We start from the raw sequence: 16,533 nt of genomic DNA on the forward strand, positions 1-16,533 counted from the left end.
TACCCGGCGGCCGTCACCCTCGCCTCACTCGTGATGTGGGCCTGGCGCTCTGACACCAACTCCTAGCGACTGGCGAACGCTGCCCGGGCCGCGCCGGGCCGGTCCGGCCCCCGAAGGGCTGGCGACTTCAATGCATTACCGATGCGACTTGTCGGTGCATCGTGCTTGCCGAACGCTGGGTGGAGGCGGAGGTCCCTGCGCCCTGGGGCCGGGGTCGGCCTGTGTCTGCGTTGTCGGGTGGAGAGGAGAAGGAAGCCATGGCGACGTCCTGCCGCGGTTCCGAGGGCCCGCCCGTCCGCCGGGGGACGCGTGACGCGGCGCCGCAGCCGGTGTCGGAGGCGGGTCCCGAGTTGTCTTCCGGCAGCATCTTCCGCCAGCGGTGGACCGATCTGGTGTTCGTGCACTGGGAGGTGTCGCCCGACGTCGTCGCCGGTCTGTTTCCGCCGGGAACGCGGCCGGACGTGCTCGACGGGAAGACCTATGTGGGCCTCGTGTTCTTCGGCATGCGGGATCTCCGTCTGGCGCGCGGTCCCGTCCTGCCCTTCGCCGGCCGGTTCGAGGAGATCAACGTACGGCTCTACAGCGTCGATGCCGCCGGCCGGCGCGGGGTGCTGTTCCTGAGCCTGGACTGCGACCGGCTGCTTCCCGTCATCGCCGCGAACGGAATGTTCCGGCTTCCCTACCGCTGGGCGTCCGCCCGCTGCGACCGCTTCGAAGAGAGGATCCTCTACGCCGTTCGACGACGTCAGAGCCGGCGAGGTCCTCGCTCCCGCCTCTGGGCGGCCGTCGAGGGCGAGGAGCGCGGCCCGAACGCGTTGGAGAACTTCCTGACCGCCAGATGGGGTCTCCATGCCCGGGCCTGGGGGCGCACGTACTACTGGCCGCTGTACCACGAGCCGTGGCGCTTCCAGGATGCGGCGCTGCTCCTGCTGGAGGACGAACTCGTCGAGGCCGCCACGGGTCTCACGGTCGCTGCGTCCTCCCCGGCGAGCCTGCTGTACTCGCAGGGCCTGTCCGTACGCTTCGGCCGTCCGTCCTGGATCCATTAGGTGACCGCGACGGGCCCTCCGGCCCTGGGACAGTGCGCGCGGGCGGGAGAGGGTGCGGTCAGCGGTTCGGGCGCCCGTCGACCCTGGCCACCGTGGGGGAGACGTGAGGAGGCGGGGACCTTGCCCGGTCCCCGCCTCGGGATCGCCCGTCACCGGTGGTGGCAGTCCCAGTGGCCCTTCACCCACACGTGCTCCCAGTGTGCCGGGACGTACACCCACTTGTAGATGTGGCTCTCGTCCCAGTAGCCGTGGTGCCACTTGCCGTGGTGGTCCTTGTGGCCCTGGTGCCAGGTCTTGTGAAGGACCCGCTTCTTCTCCCAGTGGCCCTTGACCCACTTCTTCTCCCAGTGGCCGTGCTTCCACTGGCACCGGTCGTGGTGGTCGTGGTGGTCACCTGCCACGGTGGTCGTGGCGATCGACGGCGCGGCGGGTGCCGCTGTCGCCGTGCCGGACATGCCGAGCGCTGCACCGCCGGCCAGCAGGCCGGACGCCGCCGCGCCGGCCACCAGACGGCGGACGCGCATGGACGTGGTCATGGGAACACACCTCCTTCTGTCGGATCGGCGTGGGCGCGCACGTCGGGGGAGCGGCAGCCGCCCGGGAGAATCCGCCCGAAGCGACGGTTCCGGGAGAGGGACCGTTCCGCTGTGCACGTCGTAGGGCATTCGCAACCGCATGCGCCACGGATGAACCGAATCATGAAGAAAACCGCATTCTTCGTGAATCCCCTTGTCCGCGCACGTCTGGGTCATCTCCGTTCGATGCCGCTCCGAACACTCATAAAGGACTCATCGAGCACGAGCCGTCCAGGGGGCGGTCATGACCACGAGCACCGTGCCGGCCTGCGCCGTGACACGTCACACCATCGCGTTGCCCTTCGACTGGAGGGCACCTGCCAGCGCCCGCCGTGTGGCCGCGCGCTGGCTCGACGACCTCCAGGGCCGGCCGGGCCGGACCGCGGACGCCGTTCTGGTCGTCTCGGAGCTGGTCACGAACGCCGTTCGGCATACGCGGGGGCCCTGTGAGCTGACGCTGACCTTGCACGGGACGCTCCTGGACATCGCCGTCGCGGATCAGAGCGAAGAACTGCCGCAGACGTCCTGGGAGTCCCCGATCGACGAGCCGGGCGGGCTGGGATTCCCGTTGATCCGGGCACTCGGGGGCCGGGTCAAGGTGGTCCCAGCCCTCGGCGGCAAGACCGTGCACGTCGTGTTCGATCTGGACTCCGGCGCCGGCCATCGCGCCGGTGTGGGCCGGCAGGCGACGAACGAGACCCTGGTGGACCATCCGTTTCGGACCGGCCGGAGCTTCACCCGATTGCCCCCGAGGCCCGACAGGCTCACGCGATGACGGGCAGAGTCGCGCAGAGGGACTGCACAAGGCATCAGGTTCAGGCCTTGGGCCCGGCGGACGACGGACACGGAGGACGGTGAGGAGCTCTTGCCGCAGGGACACCCGGACGAAACGGTGGTGGAAGAGCTGCTGGTCCGTTCGGCCCACGGAGACCACGAGGCCTTCACCGGCGTGTACGACGCGCTCGCCGGCGCGGTGATGGGCCTGACCTTCCGGATCCTGCGGAACATCGCGCAGGCCGAGGAGGTGACACAGGACGTCATGATCGAGATCTGGCGGACGGCGGACCGCTTCCAGCCGGAGAGGGGCACGGCCAGGGCATGGGTCCTCACCGTCGCCCACCGACGGGCCGTGGACCGGGTCCGTAGCGCGCAGTCGAGCGCCGAACGGGAGCGGCGTGCGGCGATGCTGTCCGCACAGCGCCCCTTCGACGAGGTCGTGGAAGCCGTGGAGAGCCGGGACGAGCGCACCCGGGTCCATCGCTGCCTGGCTCAGCTTGCTCCCGCCCACCGCGTGCCTCTCGTCCTCGCCTACTACGAGGGACTGACCTACCTCGAGGTGGCCGAGTCCCTCTCCACCGCGCCGGGTACGGTCAAGTCGAGGATGCGCACGGCCCTGCGAAAGCTCCGTGCTTGTCTGGAGGGCGGATCATGACGTCTGCCGAGCACCCGCACGACGCTGTCGGCGCGTATGTCCTGCACGCCCTTCCCCCAGCCGAACAGGCGGCTTTCGCAGACCACCTCGCGGGCTGCGAGGCGTGCCGGCGCGAAGTCGGGGAACTGCGGCGGGTGACGGCCCGGCTGGCCGGCGCCGAGACCATGACCGCGTCCCCCGCGCTTCGGCGGCGCACCCTCGAAAAGGCCAGGACGACCCCGCAGGAACACGTGCTCCGTCCCCCGCGGCAGCGCCGCGGCCGCGCGACGAGCATGGCCCTGGCCGCGTCCCTCGCGGCGGCTGTCGCGCTCGGCGGCGTCGCCCTGTGGCAGCATCGCGAGGCCGAGGACGCCCAGGCCAGGGCCGTCCGGGCCGAGGAACGGGCGCGCGATGACAATTCTGCCGTCGCCGCCGTGCTCACCGCACCGGACGCCACCCTCCACACCGAGCGGCTGCCCGACGGGGCCAGCGCCGCCGTAGTCGTCTCACGCAGCCAGAACAGGGCGGCTTTCACCGCCCGTCAGCTGCCCGACCTCAGCGGTGCCCGCGTATACGAACTCTGGTACGCGACCGCAAGCGGTGACCTCCGCCCCGCCGGTCTGCTGCCCGGGACCGGCCACCGGGACACCCGCCTTCTCGAGGGACAGCTCGACGGCGCCGTGGCCGTCGGCATCACGGTCGAGCCCGCCGGCGGCTCCGCGCGGCCCACCACCGAACCCGTCGGCATCATCCCCCTCACGAGGTGATCCCCGGGTGGCGTTCGCCGTGCCCGGCCCCGACATCACCCAGGCGGTGGAATCTTCCGGACGGGTCCCCTCACCCGATCCACGGCGCGGTTCGTCCCGAACTTTCACGACGGACCCGGATACCGGTCGTCACCTCGGTGGCCGGGCCGCCCCCTCAGGTAGGAGTGCCGCGGCATGGTGGGGGGCGGTGAGGGTGCGGCCCACGAACTGTTCTCCCATCCGCAGGGCCGTCCGCTCCGAAGAACATGCGACACGCGAACGGATTCCCTACAGCAGACGTCGCCGGGGGCGGTCCGTTCCTGCACGAGCGACGACATGAGGAGCGGCATGCGATGGACGCCCCACACGCCGACGGCCGTCCCGGGCCTCCCCTTCGCCTTCTCCCCGCGGCCGGAGTGGCACAGGTGAACCGACCCATCCCCTTGAGCGCCGGCAGTCCCGCCCACACCGGACGCAACGACCTCACCGCCGTCATGCAACAGGTCGCCCACGGCGACAAGGAGGCCTTCTCGGCTCTCTACGATGCTCTCGCACCCTTGGTCTTCGGCATCGTGATCAAAGTCGTGCGCGACCGGGCACAGTCCGAGGAGGTCGCGCAGGAGGTCATGATCGACCTGTGGCGCCAGGCCTCCCGCTACCGCCCCTACGCCGGGTCCGTCAGGACCTGGGCGGCCACCATCGCCCACCGCCGGGCCGTGGACCGGGTCCGCTCCGCCCAGGCCGCATCCGACCGGGAGCACGCACAGGCCGCCCGCGAGCACACCACCGCCTTCGACGAGGTGGCCGAGCAGGTCGAAACCCGGCTGGAGTCCGAGCAGGTACGCCGCTGTCTGCGGGGCCTGACCGAGCTCCAGCGCCAGGCCGTGACCCTGGCCTTCTACCAGGGTCTGACCTACCGCGAGGTCGCCGAAGCCCTGCGCACGCCCCTTCCCACCATCAAGACACGCATGCGCGACGGGCTCATCCGGCTCCGCGACTGCATGGGGGTGACCACATGAACCACCACGCCACCGACGCCCACACCCTCGTCGCCGCCTATGCCCTCGGGGCCCTCGACGACACCGAACGTCTGGACTTCGACGCCCACCTGCGCCTGTGCGAGGCATGCCGGCAGGAAGCCGCCGAGTTCCGGGCGACCACGACGCGTCTGGCAGCAGCCGTCGCCCAGGCTCCCCCCGCGGCAGCCAAGGCACAGGTCATGGCGGCCATCGACGGCGTACGCCAGCTGCCCCCGCGCATCGCCAACCCCGGCCCCGCGCCCGCCCTCGGCGGCCCTCTCCGCCGCCGGGCGATGCCTCTGGCGCTGGCCGCCGGCGTGGCCGCGGCCGCGCTGGGCGGAGTGGCGGTGTGGCAGACGCAGAACGGACGGGACCTCCAGCAGCAGGCCCGCCAGGCCCAGCAGCAGCTCGACGCGGTCGGCGCCGTGCTGGCCGCCCCGGATGCGCGGACCGTCCACGGCAAGGCCGCCAACGGAGCCTTGACCACGGTCGTCTCCTCCCACCAGCAGGACAAGGCGGTCTTCACCGCCGCCAACCTGCCCGCACCGGGTGCCGGGAAGACGTACCAGCTGTGGCTCGACCACGACGGCACCATGCGCCCGGCAGGACTCATCGACCACGACGGCACCGTGCTCCTCACCGGTAGCCCTGCGAACGCGGGCGCCGTCGGTCTCACCCTCGAACCCACCGGAGGCTCGCCCCGGCCCAGCACCGACCCCCTGCTTCTGATGGCCCTTCCCGCCTGACCGGCCGCCCTCACCGACCCGTTGACGAGTCCGGTACCTCGACAGCCGCCGCCGGCGATCGCTGCGGCGTTCCCGGCGGCCGCCTTCGCCCCGGACAGCTCCTGCGCCCCGCAGCCGTGCGGTTGCCCGGCGGTGGCCGGGCGACCGCGACCACCACTCCGGTGTCGGCGCCGATGACGATCTGGTGATTCGCCGAGTACCGGAAGTTCTCCCAGCTCATCGGTGGCGCCGGGCGCGTAAGCGCGGGGGGTGGTGCCATGCGAGGCGCGCAGTGCTTCCGGTTTCAGGGCTGGATCCACCTCGCACCTTGCCCTGCGCACCCGCCCCGCACAGCGTGTCCAGGCTGGTGGTGCCGACACCAGGTGCGCCACCCACTCCCCACTCCGCGCCGCGCCCTGACAACGTCGGCGCCATGAACCAGCGCACCACCCTCGTCACCGGCGCCACCTCCGGCATGGGCCGCGCCCTCGCCCTCGACCTGGCCGGGCGCGGCGGCACGCTCCTGCTGCACGGCCGGGACCGCGACCGGCTGGAGGCCGTGGCCGCCGAGGCGCGGGCCGTCGCCGCACCGGGCACCACGGTCCGCACGTACGCCGCCGATCTGGCCGACCTCGACCAGGTGCACGCCCTCGCCGAGCGCGTCCGCGCGACGGAACCGCGTCTCGACGGTCTGATCAACAACGCCGTGGCCGGCGGCGGAGCCCGCCCGCTGGTGCGTGAGCTCAGCGCCCAGGGCCACGAACTCCGCTTCGCCGTCAACCACTTGGCGCCCTATGCCCTCACCCGCGGCCTGCTGCCGCTGCTCACGGCCTCGGCTCCCGCCCGCGTCGTCAACGTCGCGTCCATCGGCCAGGAAGCCGTCGACTTCGACGATGTCATGCTGGAGCGCGGCTACGAGGGCCTGCGCGCCTACTGCCGCAGCAAGCTGGCCCTGATCATGGCCACCTTCGAGCTCGCCGCCGAACTGCGGGGCACCGGGGTGACGGTGAACGCCCTGCACCCCGCCCATCTCATGGACACGCCCGGCGTCCGCGCGTACGGGCTGACGCCCGCCGTCGGCACCGGGGAAGGGGTCCGGCCGACCGTGCGCCTGCTCCTCGCCCCCGAACTCGCCGGCACCACCGGGCGCTACTTCGACCGGTTCACCGACAGCCGGGCCCACGAGCAGGCATACGACACCGAAGCCCGGGCCCGGTTGACGGAGCTGACGCACCGCCTGATCCGGCGCTGAAGGGAGGAGGACCGGGGGAGGAACAAATACGTGGCGGTCCCCGCCGGGGCCGCGCTACGGTGAACGCTCACGAAGACCGCGGCCCCGGAAGGCCGTGGTCCGGAAGACCGCAGAGACCAGGAGGTGTGACCGATGGCTGTCGTCACGAAGGGCCGTGCCCGCATCCAGATGATCGTTCACTCCACCTCCGTGGCCACCGGCTGACCTCTTCTTCCAGCTGCCTGCGCGCAGCGCCGGGGCCACCCTGTGAAGGGCTCCCCTTGTCTTCCTCGCTTTCCTCTTCTTCCTCCTTCTCCTCCCTGCGTACCTACGGCTGGGACGAGGGCTGGGAGGCCGAGTTCGCCCCCTACGCCGCTCAGGGACTGCTGCCCGGGCGGGTCGTCCGGGTCGACCGCGGGCAGTGCGATCTCGTGACCCCCGAGGGGCTCGTGCGCGCCGACACCGCGTTCGTCACCCCGCACGATCCGCTGCGTGTCATCTGCACCGGCGACTGGGCCGCCGTCGACCCCGACGGCGCCGGCGACCCCCGCTACGTCCGGGCATGCCTGCCGCGCCGTACGGCTTTCGCCCGATCCACCTCGTCCAAGCGGTCTGAGGGCCAGATCCTCGCCGCCAACGTCGACAACGCGATCATCACCGTCTCACTGGCCGTCGAGCTCGACCTCGGCCGGATCGAGCGCTTCCTGGCGCTCGCCTGGGAGTCCGGCGCGCACCCGCTCGTCGTCCTCAGCAAGGCCGATCTGGTGCCCGACCCCGTCGGCCTGTCCTATCTGGTCGAGGACGTCGAGACGGTCGCCCCCGGCGTCCAGGTCCTGCCCGTCAGCTCCCACACCGGCGCGGGACTCGACGTGTTCCGCGCGGTCGCGGCGGGCGGCACGAGCGTGCTGCTCGGCGTCTCCGGCGCCGGCAAGTCGACCCTCGCCAACACCCTGCTCGGCGACGACGTCATGGACGTCCGCGCCGCGCGTGACGTGGACGGCAAGGGCCGGCACACCACGACCACCCGCAATCTGCTCGTCCTCCCCGGCGGCGGCGTGCTCATCGACACGCCGGGCCTGCGGGGCGTGGGGCTCTGGGACGCCGAGGCCGGGGTGGGGCAGGTCTTCGCCGAGATCGAGGACCTGGCGGCGCGGTGCCGCTTCCAGGACTGCGGCCATGCGTCGGAGCCCGGCTGTGCGGTCACCGCCGCCATCGCCGACGGGTCCCTTCCCGAGCGGCGACTGGAGAGCTACCAGAAGCTCCTCCGGGAGAACCAGCGGCTGGTCGCCAAGACCGACGCACGCGTCCGCGCCGAGATCCTCAAGGACTGGAAGCGTAAGGGCGCCGAGGGCCGCGCGGCGCTGGCCCTCAAGCGGGGCCGCGTCCGCTGAGCCGTTGCCGGCTGCTCGCGTCCGCGCGGGCAGCCGGGCGCTGACGGGTGGCAGGGGACGGCTGACGGATGGCGGGCGTGCTCCGGGGCCGCCCGCTCCCGCCGCCCGCACCCGGCCTCGCCCCCGTCTCCGTGTCCGAAATCCGCCAGCCGGGCCCCCTGCACTCCCGCAGACTGGAGGCATGACGGACACGGCGACGGCGAGCGAGAAGGAGACCGCGACGGCGGCCGGCCCTGCGACGCCGGACACGGCGGCAGGCCCGAGCCCGGACGAGGACACCCGGTACGAGGCGGTCAGCAGCAGGGACGCGCGGTTCGACGGAGTGTTCTTCTTCGCCGTCGCCACCACCGGCATCTACTGCCGGCCCAGCTGCCCCGCCGTCACCCCCAAGCGGCGCAACGTCAGCTTCTTCCCCACCGCCGCGGCCGCGCAGGGGCACGGCTTCCGGGCCTGCCGGCGGTGCCGGCCCGACGCCGTGCCCGGCTCCGCGGAGTGGAACGTGCGGGCCGACGTCGTCGCACGGGCCATGCGCATGATCGGCGACGGGGTCGTGGACCGTGAGGGCGTGCCGGGTCTCGCCGTACGCCTCGGATACAGCGCCCGGCAGGTGCAGCGGCAGCTCACCGCCGAGCTCGGGGCGGGCCCCGTCGCGCTCGCCCGCGCCCAGCGCGCACACACCGCGCGGCTGCTGTTGCAGACCACCGGGCTGCCCGTCACCGAGATCGCCTTCGCGTCCGGCTTCGCCAGCGTCCGGCAGTTCAACGACACCATGCGCGCCGTCTACGCCCGCACCCCGACCGAGCTGCGCACCGAGTCCGGCACCGGCGCGGGCCCGCGCACCGCGCTCGCCGCCGGGGTCCCGCTGCGGCTCGCGCACCGGGGGCCGTACGCCGCCGGGGAGGTCTTCGACCTGCTGGCCGCCGAGGCGGTGCCGGGCATCGAGGAGGTCGTCGGCGCGCGCGGAGCCCGCACGTACCGGCGCACGCTCCGGCTCCCGTACGGCATCGGGATCGTGTCCGTCGACGAGCGCTCCCCGGGCCGCTGGCTGGAGGCCCGCATCCACCTGACCGAGCTCCGCGACCTCACCACCGCCGTCCAGCGGCTGCGGCGGCTGCTCGACCTGGACGCCGACCCGTACGCCGTCGCGGAACGCCTCGGCGCCGACCCGGCCCTGGCCGCCGAGGTCGCCGAGCGGCCCGGCGTACGCTCACCCGGCACGGCCGAACCGGAGGAGTTCGCCCTGCGGACGGTCGTCGGACCGGAGGAGGCCGCGCGGCTGGTCGCGCGGTACGGCACGCCCCTGGAGACCCCCTGCGGCACGCTGCGCAGCGTCTTCCCCGAGCCCGGTGCGCTCACCGGCCACCCGGTCGCCGGCCCGCTGGCCGCGGCGCTCGCCGACGGGACCCTCCGGCTCGACCCGGGCGCGGACCGGGACGCCTCCGCAGCGGCCCTCGCCGCGGTCCCCGGGGTCACCCCGCAGGCCGCCGCCGTCATCCGCACGCGCGCCCTCGGCGACCCGGACGTCGCGCCCCCAGGCCTCCCCGACCACCCGGAATGGCGCCCCTGGCGCTCGTACGCGGGCCGCTATCTCGGGGTCTGCCAGGGAGGCCGCACCGACCGGGGCCCGCGCCCGGCGTGACGGGCCCGACCCCCCGGGGGGATGCCCTGCCGGTCGCCGGACGGCGGACCGGACACTCCCGGGGACACCCTGCCGGTCGTCTGCCGACGCGCCGGGCCACCCGGAGACGGACAGGCCCTAGACCTCGTCGAGCCCCCAGCTGTGGATCCGGCGCGGGTGGATGCGGATCACCTCCTCGCTGAAGTACGGGCCCAGGAGGTGCGGGCCCACCAGGAGCTCCGCCTCGCCGCGGATCTCCAGGCCGCGCACCTGCCAGGGGCGGACGCTCGCCAGGTCGTCGACGACCAGCGCGACCTTCGGATTGGTCCGGAGGTTGCGCCACTTCTTCGTCCCGCCCATGGCCCGCCCGCCGACCAGGACCGTGCCGTCGTCCTGCGGGAAGAAGCCCACCGGGTTGGCCTGCGGCTGCCCGGTGGGGTCGACCGTGGCCATCCGGCCGAGCCGCTGCGTCCGCAGATACGCCTGCTCGGCCTCGCTGAAACCGTCGAAATCCCTCATACCCCCAGCATCGCGCCGCGGGCACCGCCCCGGTGCAGCGGCGCGGCGGACTGCGCTCAGCCCCAGATCACCGCCCCCGCCCACGCCCCCACGATCAGCAGACAGGCGAACAGTTCCACCAGCACGCTCGTCCCCGCGGCGCGCATCACCGCGCGGGTGGCCGCCCGTGCCTGGCCGTGGCCGCCCAGGCGGAGGCGTTCGGAGAGGTAGATGCCGCCGACGAAGCCGGGGATCGCGCCGAGCACCGGGATCAGGAAGAAGCCCAGCAACGCGCCGATGCCGGCGTACGCCACCATCCGCCGGGTGATGCCGACGCCCCGGAAGCGGCGGGGCGGCAGCTGCCACACGACCACCTGGGTGAGGAGCAGCAGGCCGGTGGAGGAGACGAGGAGGATCCAGGCGAGGCCGGTCTGCTCGTGCAGCGACCACCACAGCATCGCCGCCCACACCAGCCACGTTCCCGGCACGCCGGGCGTCAGGACCCCGAACAGGCCGAGCAGCATCACCATCGCGATCAGCAGGAGCTGCCACACACCCATCTGCCAAGGGTGCAGGACGGGCGGTGTTCTCGCAGGTCAAGCGGGGCGGACGGGGGACGGGCCGGTCAGCGGGCGATCGGCAGGGCCGCGGCGACCAGATTGCGCGCCTTGCGGTCGATCAGCGGGAAGACGACCTTCACGGTGGTCTCGCTGTAGGGCGAGGAGAGCACGAAGGAGGAGTTCAGGATCCGCTCCTTGATCTCCGAGCGGAACAGGCCCTCCCGCTGGATCGTCATGGTGTGCTCGACCGGCTTCGCGAACACCGGGTCCGCCCGGAAGACGAAGATCCGGCGGTCCGTCATCGCCAGGTACATCGGCGTCGGCACGGGGACCACGGCGAGCGCGCCGCCGCTCGCGATCGCCGACGCGATCCCGAACGCGGCCGTCCGGCGCACCGACACCGAGCTCAGGTTGACGAGCGAGGTGACCTCCACCCTCTCCCCGGGCTCCAGCATCGGGGTGACGGCGGTCAGCAGGGCGCGGCGGCGCCTTCCGTTCATGGGCGGTGCTCCTGGGGGGCGTCGGTGGACTCGGACGAAAACCGGGCGCTCACCCTGCCATACGGCCCCGCGCGGCTCAGCGGCGGGCCACCCATCCCTTCTCGTAGGCGTGCCAGCCCAGCTGCAGCCGGGTCGTCACCCCGGTCAGTTCCATCAGGCCCTTCACCCGTCTCTGCACCGTCCGCAGGCCCAGGTCGAGCTGCTTGGCCACGCTCGCGTCCGTCATGCCGGCGAGCAGCAGGCTGAGGATCTCCAGGTCCGTGGGGTCGGGGCCCGCGGTCTCCTCCTCGGTCACCTGCGCGCCCGCGCCGAGCCGCAGCGGCAGGGCGTCGCGCCAGACCGACTCGAAGAGGCCCATGAGCGATTCGAGCAGGCCGCTCGCGTGCACCACGAGCGCCGCCGGCTCGGCGCCACGGCCGGTGAGCGGAACCATCGCCAGGGTGCGGTCGGCGACCACGAGCTTGGTGGGCACCCGGTCCACCACGCGGATCTGCTCGTGGCGGCCGAGCGCCGCGGACAGCTCGGCCAGGCCGGAGGGCAGGCCGAGCACCTCGCGCTCGATCACCACGCGGTAGTGGACGCCCCGCTCGACGGCCAGCGCCTCCGCGGTGTTCTCCAGGCCGGACACGGCGATCGGCTTGCCGGTCACCAGCGCGCAGACCTCCTCCGTCGCGCCGAGCTGGAGCTGCAGGAAACGGTGCGTGACGGCGCTCGCGCCGGTCACCACCTCGACCAGGTCGTGCACGGCCGGCTCCGTGGCCTCGGCGCGGAACTCCTGGGCGAGCAGCGCCGCCGCCAGCTCGGCCTGCTCCAGCTCGTGCCGCTGCTGGGTGAGCAGCGCGCCGAGCGCCACCCCGGGCGGGGCGGCGACCCAGCGGCCGGTGCGGGCCGAGGACTGGGCGGCCAGGCCCTGGGCCTCCAGGCGGCGCAGTGCCCGTTCGGTGTCGCCCTCGGGCAGGGCGAGCCGATGGGCCAGGTCGGAGACCTCGGCCGCGCCCATCGCGACCAGCGCGCGGTAGGCGGACTCCTGCCGTTCGTCGAGACCTATCGCTCCCAGCATCGCTGACCCCACCCCTCGCGCGGACGTCCCCGGACGACCCGGGACATTTCCCGGGCCCCCACCGGACGCATTCGTTCCGTTGGTGCTGTGGCGGGAATCGGCCACGGCGCATTCCCGCCGCGCCCATCCTGCCTGCACCACCCTCACCTCTGCCAATGTGGCGCCACCGCAGCACCAACAGCCTCCGGACATGGGCAGCTTGTGCCGTCATGCCCGGATTCAGATGGGGAGAGCGATGCGCCCGTTTTCGCGTACGGCCCTGGGGGCGGCGACCGCCGCCGTCCTGGCCGTCACCGCGGTCTCGGCGTCCGCGGCAGCAGCGCCGCAGGACGACCCGGCGACCGGCAAGCGACCGCTGGTGGGCAGCGAGGCAGCCGCCCGCGCCGGCCAGCGAAGCGAGATGGGGGTCCCCCCGGCCGAAGGCTGGAGGAGGACCGCCACGGTCACCCTCGTGACCGGCGACCGGGTCATGGTGACCCGCGACGCCGCGGGCGCCGCGGCCGCCGCCGCGCTGCCCCGCGAGGACGGCACCGTGCCGTTCCTGCAGACCCGCCGGTCCGGCCGGGACCTCTACGTCTATCCCGAGGGCGCCACCGCCGCGCTGGCGGCCGGCCGGGTCGACGAGGAGCTCTTCAACGTCACCGGCCTCATCCGTCAGGGCTACGACGACGCCGGTTCGGCCACCCTGCCCCTCATCGCCGTCTACGGCACGGACCTGGCCACCGCCCGCGCGGTGCCGGCCGCCCCGCGCGGTGCCACCCGCGGGCCGGTCCTGAAGAGCGTCGACGCGGTCGCGCTGAAGGCCGACAAGAAGCAGGCCGCCGCCTTCTGGGCCGACGTCACCGGCCCCGCGGCCGGCCGGTCGGCCGCCGGTGGCCCGAAGAAGCTGTGGCTCGACCGCAAGGTGCAGGCCACCCTGGAGCGTTCGACCGCCCAGGTCCACGCCCCCGAGGCCTGGGCCGCCGGTTTCGACGGCACCGGTACCAAGGTCGCCGTCCTCGACACGGGCGCCGACGCCGAGCACCCCGACCTCAAGGGCCGGATCGTCGCCGCGGAGAACTTCACCGACTCCGACAGCGCGGACGACCGCCAGGGCCACGGCACCCACACCAGCTCCACCGTCGGCGGCAGCGGCGCCGCGAGCGGCGGCAGGAAGAAGGGCGTCGCCCCCGGCGCGGCCCTCCTCAACGGCAAGGTCCTCAACGACTCCGGGTCCGGCGCCACCTCCTGGATCATCGCCGGCATGGAGTGGGCCGTCGCCCAGGGCGCCGACGTCGTCTCCATGAGTCTCGGCAATCCCTCCGAGACCGACTGCACCGACCCGATGAGCGTCGCCGCCGAACAACTCGCCCAGAACAAGGGAACGTTGTTCGTCATAGCCGCCGGCAACACGGGCCCCGCCACCAACACGGTCTCCTCGCCCGGCTGCGCGCCGAGCGTCCTCACCGTCGGCGCCACCGACCGCGACGACTCCACGGCCCCCTTCTCCAGCCGCGGGCCCGCGGCCGACGCCGCCCACACCCTCAAGCCGGAGATCGCCGCCCCCGGCGTCGGTATCTCCGCCGCCGCGGCCGGCGGCCGCGGCGTCTACGCCTACCGGTCGATGTCCGGCACCTCGATGGCCACCCCGCACGTCGCGGGCGCCGCCGCCGTGGTCAAGCAGCGCCACCCCGACTGGACCGCCCAGCAGATCAAGGCCGCGCTCGTCTCCTCCGCCGACAGCGGCGTCCCCGGTGACGCCCGCGAGGTCGGCGGCGGCCGCCTCGACGTCAAGGCCGCGATCGACCAGACGGTCCTCGGCGCACCCGCCGTCCAGGGCGGCACCTTCGCCTGGCCGCAGGACAGGAGCGACCGCACCACCGTCGCCGTCCCCTACACCAACACCGGCGACGCGCCCGTCACCCTCGGCCTCGCCGTCGAGAAGGTGACCGGCAACGACGGCTCCGCCGTTCGTTCCCCCGTCGCCCGCCTCGCCCGGCGGACCGTGACCGTTCCGGCCGGGGCCACCGTCGAGGTCCCGCTCAAGCTCGACCCCACCGCCCGCCTGGAGCGCGCCCAGTACGGCGACGTCACCGGACGCGTGGTGGCCACCGGCAGCGCCGCCGGCAAGGGCATCCACGTGTCCACCCCGTTCGCGCTCTACGTCGAGCCCGAAACCCTCACCCTCCGCGTCAAGTTGATCGACCGTCAGGGCAAGGCCGCCGACGGCGCCTCCTCGCTGGACGTCATCGGCACCGACGACGCCCGCGGCGAGCGCCGCTTCAACGAGGGCTCCGCCGACCAGGTCTACCGGCTGCGCGCCGGCAGCTACTTCCTCTCCTCCTTCGTCACCACCCCCGACGCGGGCCAGGGCGCCACGCTCAACGACTCGGTGAGCTACCTCGCCCGCCCGCAGCTGGAGCTGAAGAAGGACACCACCGTCGTCCTCGACGCCCGCCGGGCCCACCGCCTGCAGGTCCGCACCCAGCAGCCCTCCGAACTCCGGGGCGCCACACTCGCGTTCAGCCGGGCCTGGGACGGCACCTGGCTGCACGCCGGCACCGCCGCCGGACCGCGCACCATCCGCGGCTACTACGCCTCCGTCGAAGGCCGCGCCGAGGACGGCACCTTCGAGTTCGGCAGCTACTGGCGGGCCGCCGCCCCCCAGATCAGCGAGCTCAGGACGTCCGACGGGCTGCGCCTGCACCCGCTGACCGGCTCCCTGGCCTCCGACAACCTCGACGGCACCGGCTCCGCCCGGCTCGTCGACGCGGGCACCGGCACCCCCGAGGAGCTCGTCGCCGCCCAGGTCAAGGGCCGGGTCGCCCTGGTCCGCCTGCCCGACGACAGCACCGGCGCGAGCGTCCTCGCCCGCAACGCCAAGGCGGCAGGCGCCGTCGCCGTGCTCGCGTACCACCGGGCCGACGGCCGCTGGTACCCGAGCGGCGGCTTCACCGGAATCGGCCTGCCGGTCCTCTCGGTGCCCGCGGCGGAAGCCACGCAGCTGCTCGGGAGGCTGGCCGCCGGCGAGGTCACGCTCGCCTGGAAGGCCACGGCGAAGAGCCCGTACGTCTACAACCTGGCCTTCCCGGAGACCCGGGGCCTCCACGACGACCGGACCTACCGGGTCGAGGACCGGGGCCTGGGCCGGACGGACTCCCGCTACGGCTCCTCCGGCATCGACACCGACTTCGTCGAGTTCCCCGCCGCCTACCGGCCCGACGGCACCGTCGTCAGCTTCGGGTCCCTGGAGACCGTCCCCGCCCCCGGCACCCGCACCGCGTACCACACCGCCGGCGACATCGCCTGGCAGTCGTTCGTCGGCAGCAGCTTCCCCTTCGGCGAGCTGATGGTCGGCGAACGCCACGCCTACACCCCCGGCGAGCGCCGCACCGAGAACTGGTACGACGGCGTCATCGCCCCGACCGCCCCGCGCGACGCCGCCGGCCGGCCCGTGCTGGTCTCCGAGCGGCAGGGCAACCTCATCGGCTTCGCCGACGCCATGTGGGGCGACGCCACGCACCAAGCCGAGCCCGGTTCCTTCGGCGACATCGGCAGCCTGCGGCTGAGCAGGGACGGAGTCGAGATCGGTGAGACCGGCTGGCCGTTCGGGGTCTTCGAGGTGCCGGCCGAGCCGGGCACGTACACCCTCGAGCAGAACACCATGAAGATCGGCAGCAAGGTGTGGGCCCGCTCGGTCTCGGTCAACTCTGTTTGGAGATTCACCTCCAAGCTCGACGAGAACGTCTATTCTCAAGGCATCCCGATTCTCTTCCCCCGGTACGACCTTCCGGAGGACGGACTCAAGACCCTCGCGGCGACCGACGGCCAGCAGATCGGCCTCGGCGTGACGGGCCACGCGGGCTACCAGGCCGCCGCCCTCACCTCGGTCAGGCTCTCGTACTCCTACGACGGCGGCACGACCTGGACCGATGCACGGGTCTCCCACCAGGGCGACGCCTGGACCGCGACCGTGAACCACGCGGGCGCCACCGGCAAGCAGGTCACCCTGAAGTCCGAACTGACGGACGCCAACGGCAACTCCGTCACCCAGACCGTGGTCCGCGCTTACGACGTGCGCTGATCACGCCGGTCCGCCGGGCGTCCTTCCCGTGGGGGGTGGGGTCGTCCGGCGGACCCCTTTCGTGCCCCCGATTCACCGCGACACTTT

15 protein-coding genes and 1 pseudogene are annotated in these 16,533 nt (G+C 73.2%); 10 read left to right on the forward strand and 6 right to left on the reverse strand.

Going from position 1 to position 16,533, the window contains the following annotated elements; translation table 11 throughout:
* The first annotated feature begins 257 nt into the window (after positions 1-257).
* Positions 258-1,049 (forward strand): DUF2071 domain-containing protein, encoded by a 792-nt coding sequence (locus tag ACGF1Z_RS30830; protein ID WP_393009318.1) that lies wholly within the window; start codon positions 258-260, stop codon positions 1,047-1,049.
* Positions 1,050-1,198: 149 nt separating this feature from the next.
* On the opposite strand, the gene ACGF1Z_RS30835 is transcribed toward ACGF1Z_RS30830, so the two are convergent.
* Positions 1,199-1,585 (reverse strand): hypothetical protein, encoded by a 387-nt coding sequence (locus ACGF1Z_RS30835; RefSeq protein ID WP_393009319.1) that lies wholly within the window; start codon positions 1,583-1,585, stop codon positions 1,199-1,201.
* 283 nt (positions 1,586-1,868) lie between these two features.
* On the opposite strand from ACGF1Z_RS30835, the gene ACGF1Z_RS30840 reads away from it, so the two are divergent.
* The 5 genes from ACGF1Z_RS30840 (at position 1,869) to ACGF1Z_RS30860 (ending at position 5,546) form a co-directional block, all read left to right on the forward strand.
* Entirely contained in the window at positions 1,869-2,399 is a 531-nt protein-coding gene (locus ACGF1Z_RS30840; protein WP_393009320.1) for an ATP-binding protein, read from the forward strand.
* Positions 2,400-2,489: 90 nt separating this feature from the next.
* The gene (sigK, locus tag ACGF1Z_RS30845) at positions 2,490-3,056 is read left to right on the forward strand and encodes an ECF RNA polymerase sigma factor SigK (RefSeq protein ID WP_393009321.1); all 567 of its coding nucleotides are present in this window, start codon (positions 2,490-2,492) and stop codon (positions 3,054-3,056) included.
* On the forward strand, positions 3,053-3,802 hold the full coding sequence (locus tag ACGF1Z_RS30850) for an anti-sigma factor domain-containing protein (RefSeq protein ID WP_393009322.1): 750 nt from the start codon (positions 3,053-3,055) through the stop codon (positions 3,800-3,802). Before sigK (ACGF1Z_RS30845) ends, ACGF1Z_RS30850 begins: the two co-directional genes overlap by 4 nt.
* Before the next feature lie 404 nt (positions 3,803-4,206).
* Positions 4,207-4,800, forward strand: a complete 594-nt coding sequence (sigK, locus tag ACGF1Z_RS30855) for an ECF RNA polymerase sigma factor SigK (RefSeq protein ID WP_393009323.1) — start codon at positions 4,207-4,209, stop codon at positions 4,798-4,800.
* The gene (locus tag ACGF1Z_RS30860) at positions 4,797-5,546 is read left to right on the forward strand and encodes an anti-sigma factor domain-containing protein (RefSeq protein WP_393009324.1); all 750 of its coding nucleotides are present in this window, start codon (positions 4,797-4,799) and stop codon (positions 5,544-5,546) included. Before sigK (ACGF1Z_RS30855) ends, ACGF1Z_RS30860 begins: the two co-directional genes overlap by 4 nt.
* Here the strand turns inward: ACGF1Z_RS30860 and ACGF1Z_RS30865 are convergent.
* Positions 5,540-5,757 (reverse strand): annotated as a pseudogene (locus ACGF1Z_RS30865) (IS5/IS1182 family transposase); the annotation flags it as partial. The gene ACGF1Z_RS30860 and the pseudogene ACGF1Z_RS30865 overlap by 7 nt on opposite strands.
* Positions 5,758-5,958: 201 nt before the next feature.
* Here ACGF1Z_RS30865 and ACGF1Z_RS30870 point away from each other — a divergent pair.
* From ACGF1Z_RS30870 to ACGF1Z_RS30880, 3 genes are all read left to right on the forward strand, one after another.
* The gene (locus ACGF1Z_RS30870) at positions 5,959-6,777 is read left to right on the forward strand and encodes an SDR family NAD(P)-dependent oxidoreductase (protein WP_393009325.1); all 819 of its coding nucleotides are present in this window, start codon (positions 5,959-5,961) and stop codon (positions 6,775-6,777) included.
* 260 nt (positions 6,778-7,037) lie between these two features.
* Positions 7,038-8,147 (forward strand): ribosome small subunit-dependent GTPase A, encoded by a 1,110-nt coding sequence (gene rsgA, locus ACGF1Z_RS30875; protein ID WP_393009326.1) that lies wholly within the window; start codon positions 7,038-7,040, stop codon positions 8,145-8,147.
* Between the two features lie 181 nt (positions 8,148-8,328).
* Positions 8,329-9,786: an AlkA N-terminal domain-containing protein gene (locus ACGF1Z_RS30880; protein ID WP_393009327.1), complete on the forward strand. Its 1,458-nt coding sequence runs from the start codon at positions 8,329-8,331 to the stop codon at positions 9,784-9,786.
* 117 nt (positions 9,787-9,903) lie between these two features.
* Here the strand turns inward: ACGF1Z_RS30880 and ACGF1Z_RS30885 are convergent, their stop codons facing one another.
* The 4 genes from ACGF1Z_RS30885 to ACGF1Z_RS30900 form a co-directional block, all read right to left on the reverse strand.
* The gene (locus ACGF1Z_RS30885; RefSeq protein WP_393009328.1) at positions 9,904-10,284 is read right to left on the reverse strand and encodes a PPOX class F420-dependent oxidoreductase; all 381 of its coding nucleotides are present in this window, start codon (positions 10,282-10,284) and stop codon (positions 9,904-9,906) included.
* 56 nt (positions 10,285-10,340) lie between these two features.
* A complete protein-coding gene (locus ACGF1Z_RS30890; RefSeq protein ID WP_393009329.1) occupies positions 10,341-10,823 on the reverse strand; it encodes a DUF456 domain-containing protein in 483 nt (160 codons plus the stop codon).
* A 65-nt stretch (positions 10,824-10,888) separates the two neighbouring features.
* Positions 10,889-11,323: a hypothetical protein gene (locus tag ACGF1Z_RS30895; RefSeq protein WP_393009330.1), complete on the reverse strand. Its 435-nt coding sequence runs from the start codon at positions 11,321-11,323 to the stop codon at positions 10,889-10,891.
* A 76-nt stretch (positions 11,324-11,399) separates the two neighbouring features.
* Positions 11,400-12,383 carry a helix-turn-helix domain-containing protein gene (locus tag ACGF1Z_RS30900; protein ID WP_393009331.1) on the reverse strand — a complete coding sequence of 328 codons (984 nt, stop codon included), beginning with the start codon at positions 12,381-12,383 and terminating at the stop codon, positions 11,400-11,402.
* 235 nt (positions 12,384-12,618) lie between these two features.
* On the opposite strand from ACGF1Z_RS30900, the gene ACGF1Z_RS30905 reads away from it, so the two are divergent.
* Positions 12,619-16,446 (forward strand): S8 family serine peptidase, encoded by a 3,828-nt coding sequence (locus ACGF1Z_RS30905; RefSeq protein ID WP_393009332.1) that lies wholly within the window; start codon positions 12,619-12,621, stop codon positions 16,444-16,446.
* Positions 16,447-16,533: the final 87 nt, after the last annotated feature.

This window comes from Streptomyces sp. NPDC048018, assembly GCF_043202995.1.
Taxonomy (GTDB): Bacteria; Actinomycetota; Actinomycetes; order Streptomycetales; family Streptomycetaceae; genus Streptomyces.

Excerpts from the sequence above, each read along its gene's own strand:
- ACGF1Z_RS30830 (WP_393009318.1), top strand. The coding sequence starts at position 258 with ATGGCGACGTCCTGCCGCGGTTCCGAGGGCCCGCCCGTCCGCCGGGGG.
- ACGF1Z_RS30835 (WP_393009319.1), bottom strand. The coding sequence starts at position 1,585 with ATGACCACGTCCATGCGCGTCCGCCGTCTGGTGGCCGGCGCGGCGGCG.
- ACGF1Z_RS30840 (WP_393009320.1), top strand. The coding sequence starts at position 1,869 with ATGACCACGAGCACCGTGCCGGCCTGCGCCGTGACACGTCACACCATC.
- ACGF1Z_RS30850 (WP_393009322.1), top strand. The coding sequence starts at position 3,053 with ATGACGTCTGCCGAGCACCCGCACGACGCTGTCGGCGCGTATGTCCTG.
- ACGF1Z_RS30860 (WP_393009324.1), top strand. The coding sequence starts at position 4,797 with ATGAACCACCACGCCACCGACGCCCACACCCTCGTCGCCGCCTATGCC.
- ACGF1Z_RS30870 (WP_393009325.1), top strand. The coding sequence starts at position 5,959 with ATGAACCAGCGCACCACCCTCGTCACCGGCGCCACCTCCGGCATGGGC.
- ACGF1Z_RS30880 (WP_393009327.1), top strand. The coding sequence starts at position 8,329 with ATGACGGACACGGCGACGGCGAGCGAGAAGGAGACCGCGACGGCGGCC.
- ACGF1Z_RS30885 (WP_393009328.1), bottom strand. The coding sequence starts at position 10,284 with ATGAGGGATTTCGACGGTTTCAGCGAGGCCGAGCAGGCGTATCTGCGG.
- ACGF1Z_RS30890 (WP_393009329.1), bottom strand. The coding sequence starts at position 10,823 with ATGGGTGTGTGGCAGCTCCTGCTGATCGCGATGGTGATGCTGCTCGGC.
- ACGF1Z_RS30895 (WP_393009330.1), bottom strand. The coding sequence starts at position 11,323 with ATGAACGGAAGGCGCCGCCGCGCCCTGCTGACCGCCGTCACCCCGATG.
- ACGF1Z_RS30900 (WP_393009331.1), bottom strand. The coding sequence starts at position 12,383 with ATGCTGGGAGCGATAGGTCTCGACGAACGGCAGGAGTCCGCCTACCGC.
- ACGF1Z_RS30905 (WP_393009332.1), top strand. The coding sequence starts at position 12,619 with ATGCGCCCGTTTTCGCGTACGGCCCTGGGGGCGGCGACCGCCGCCGTC.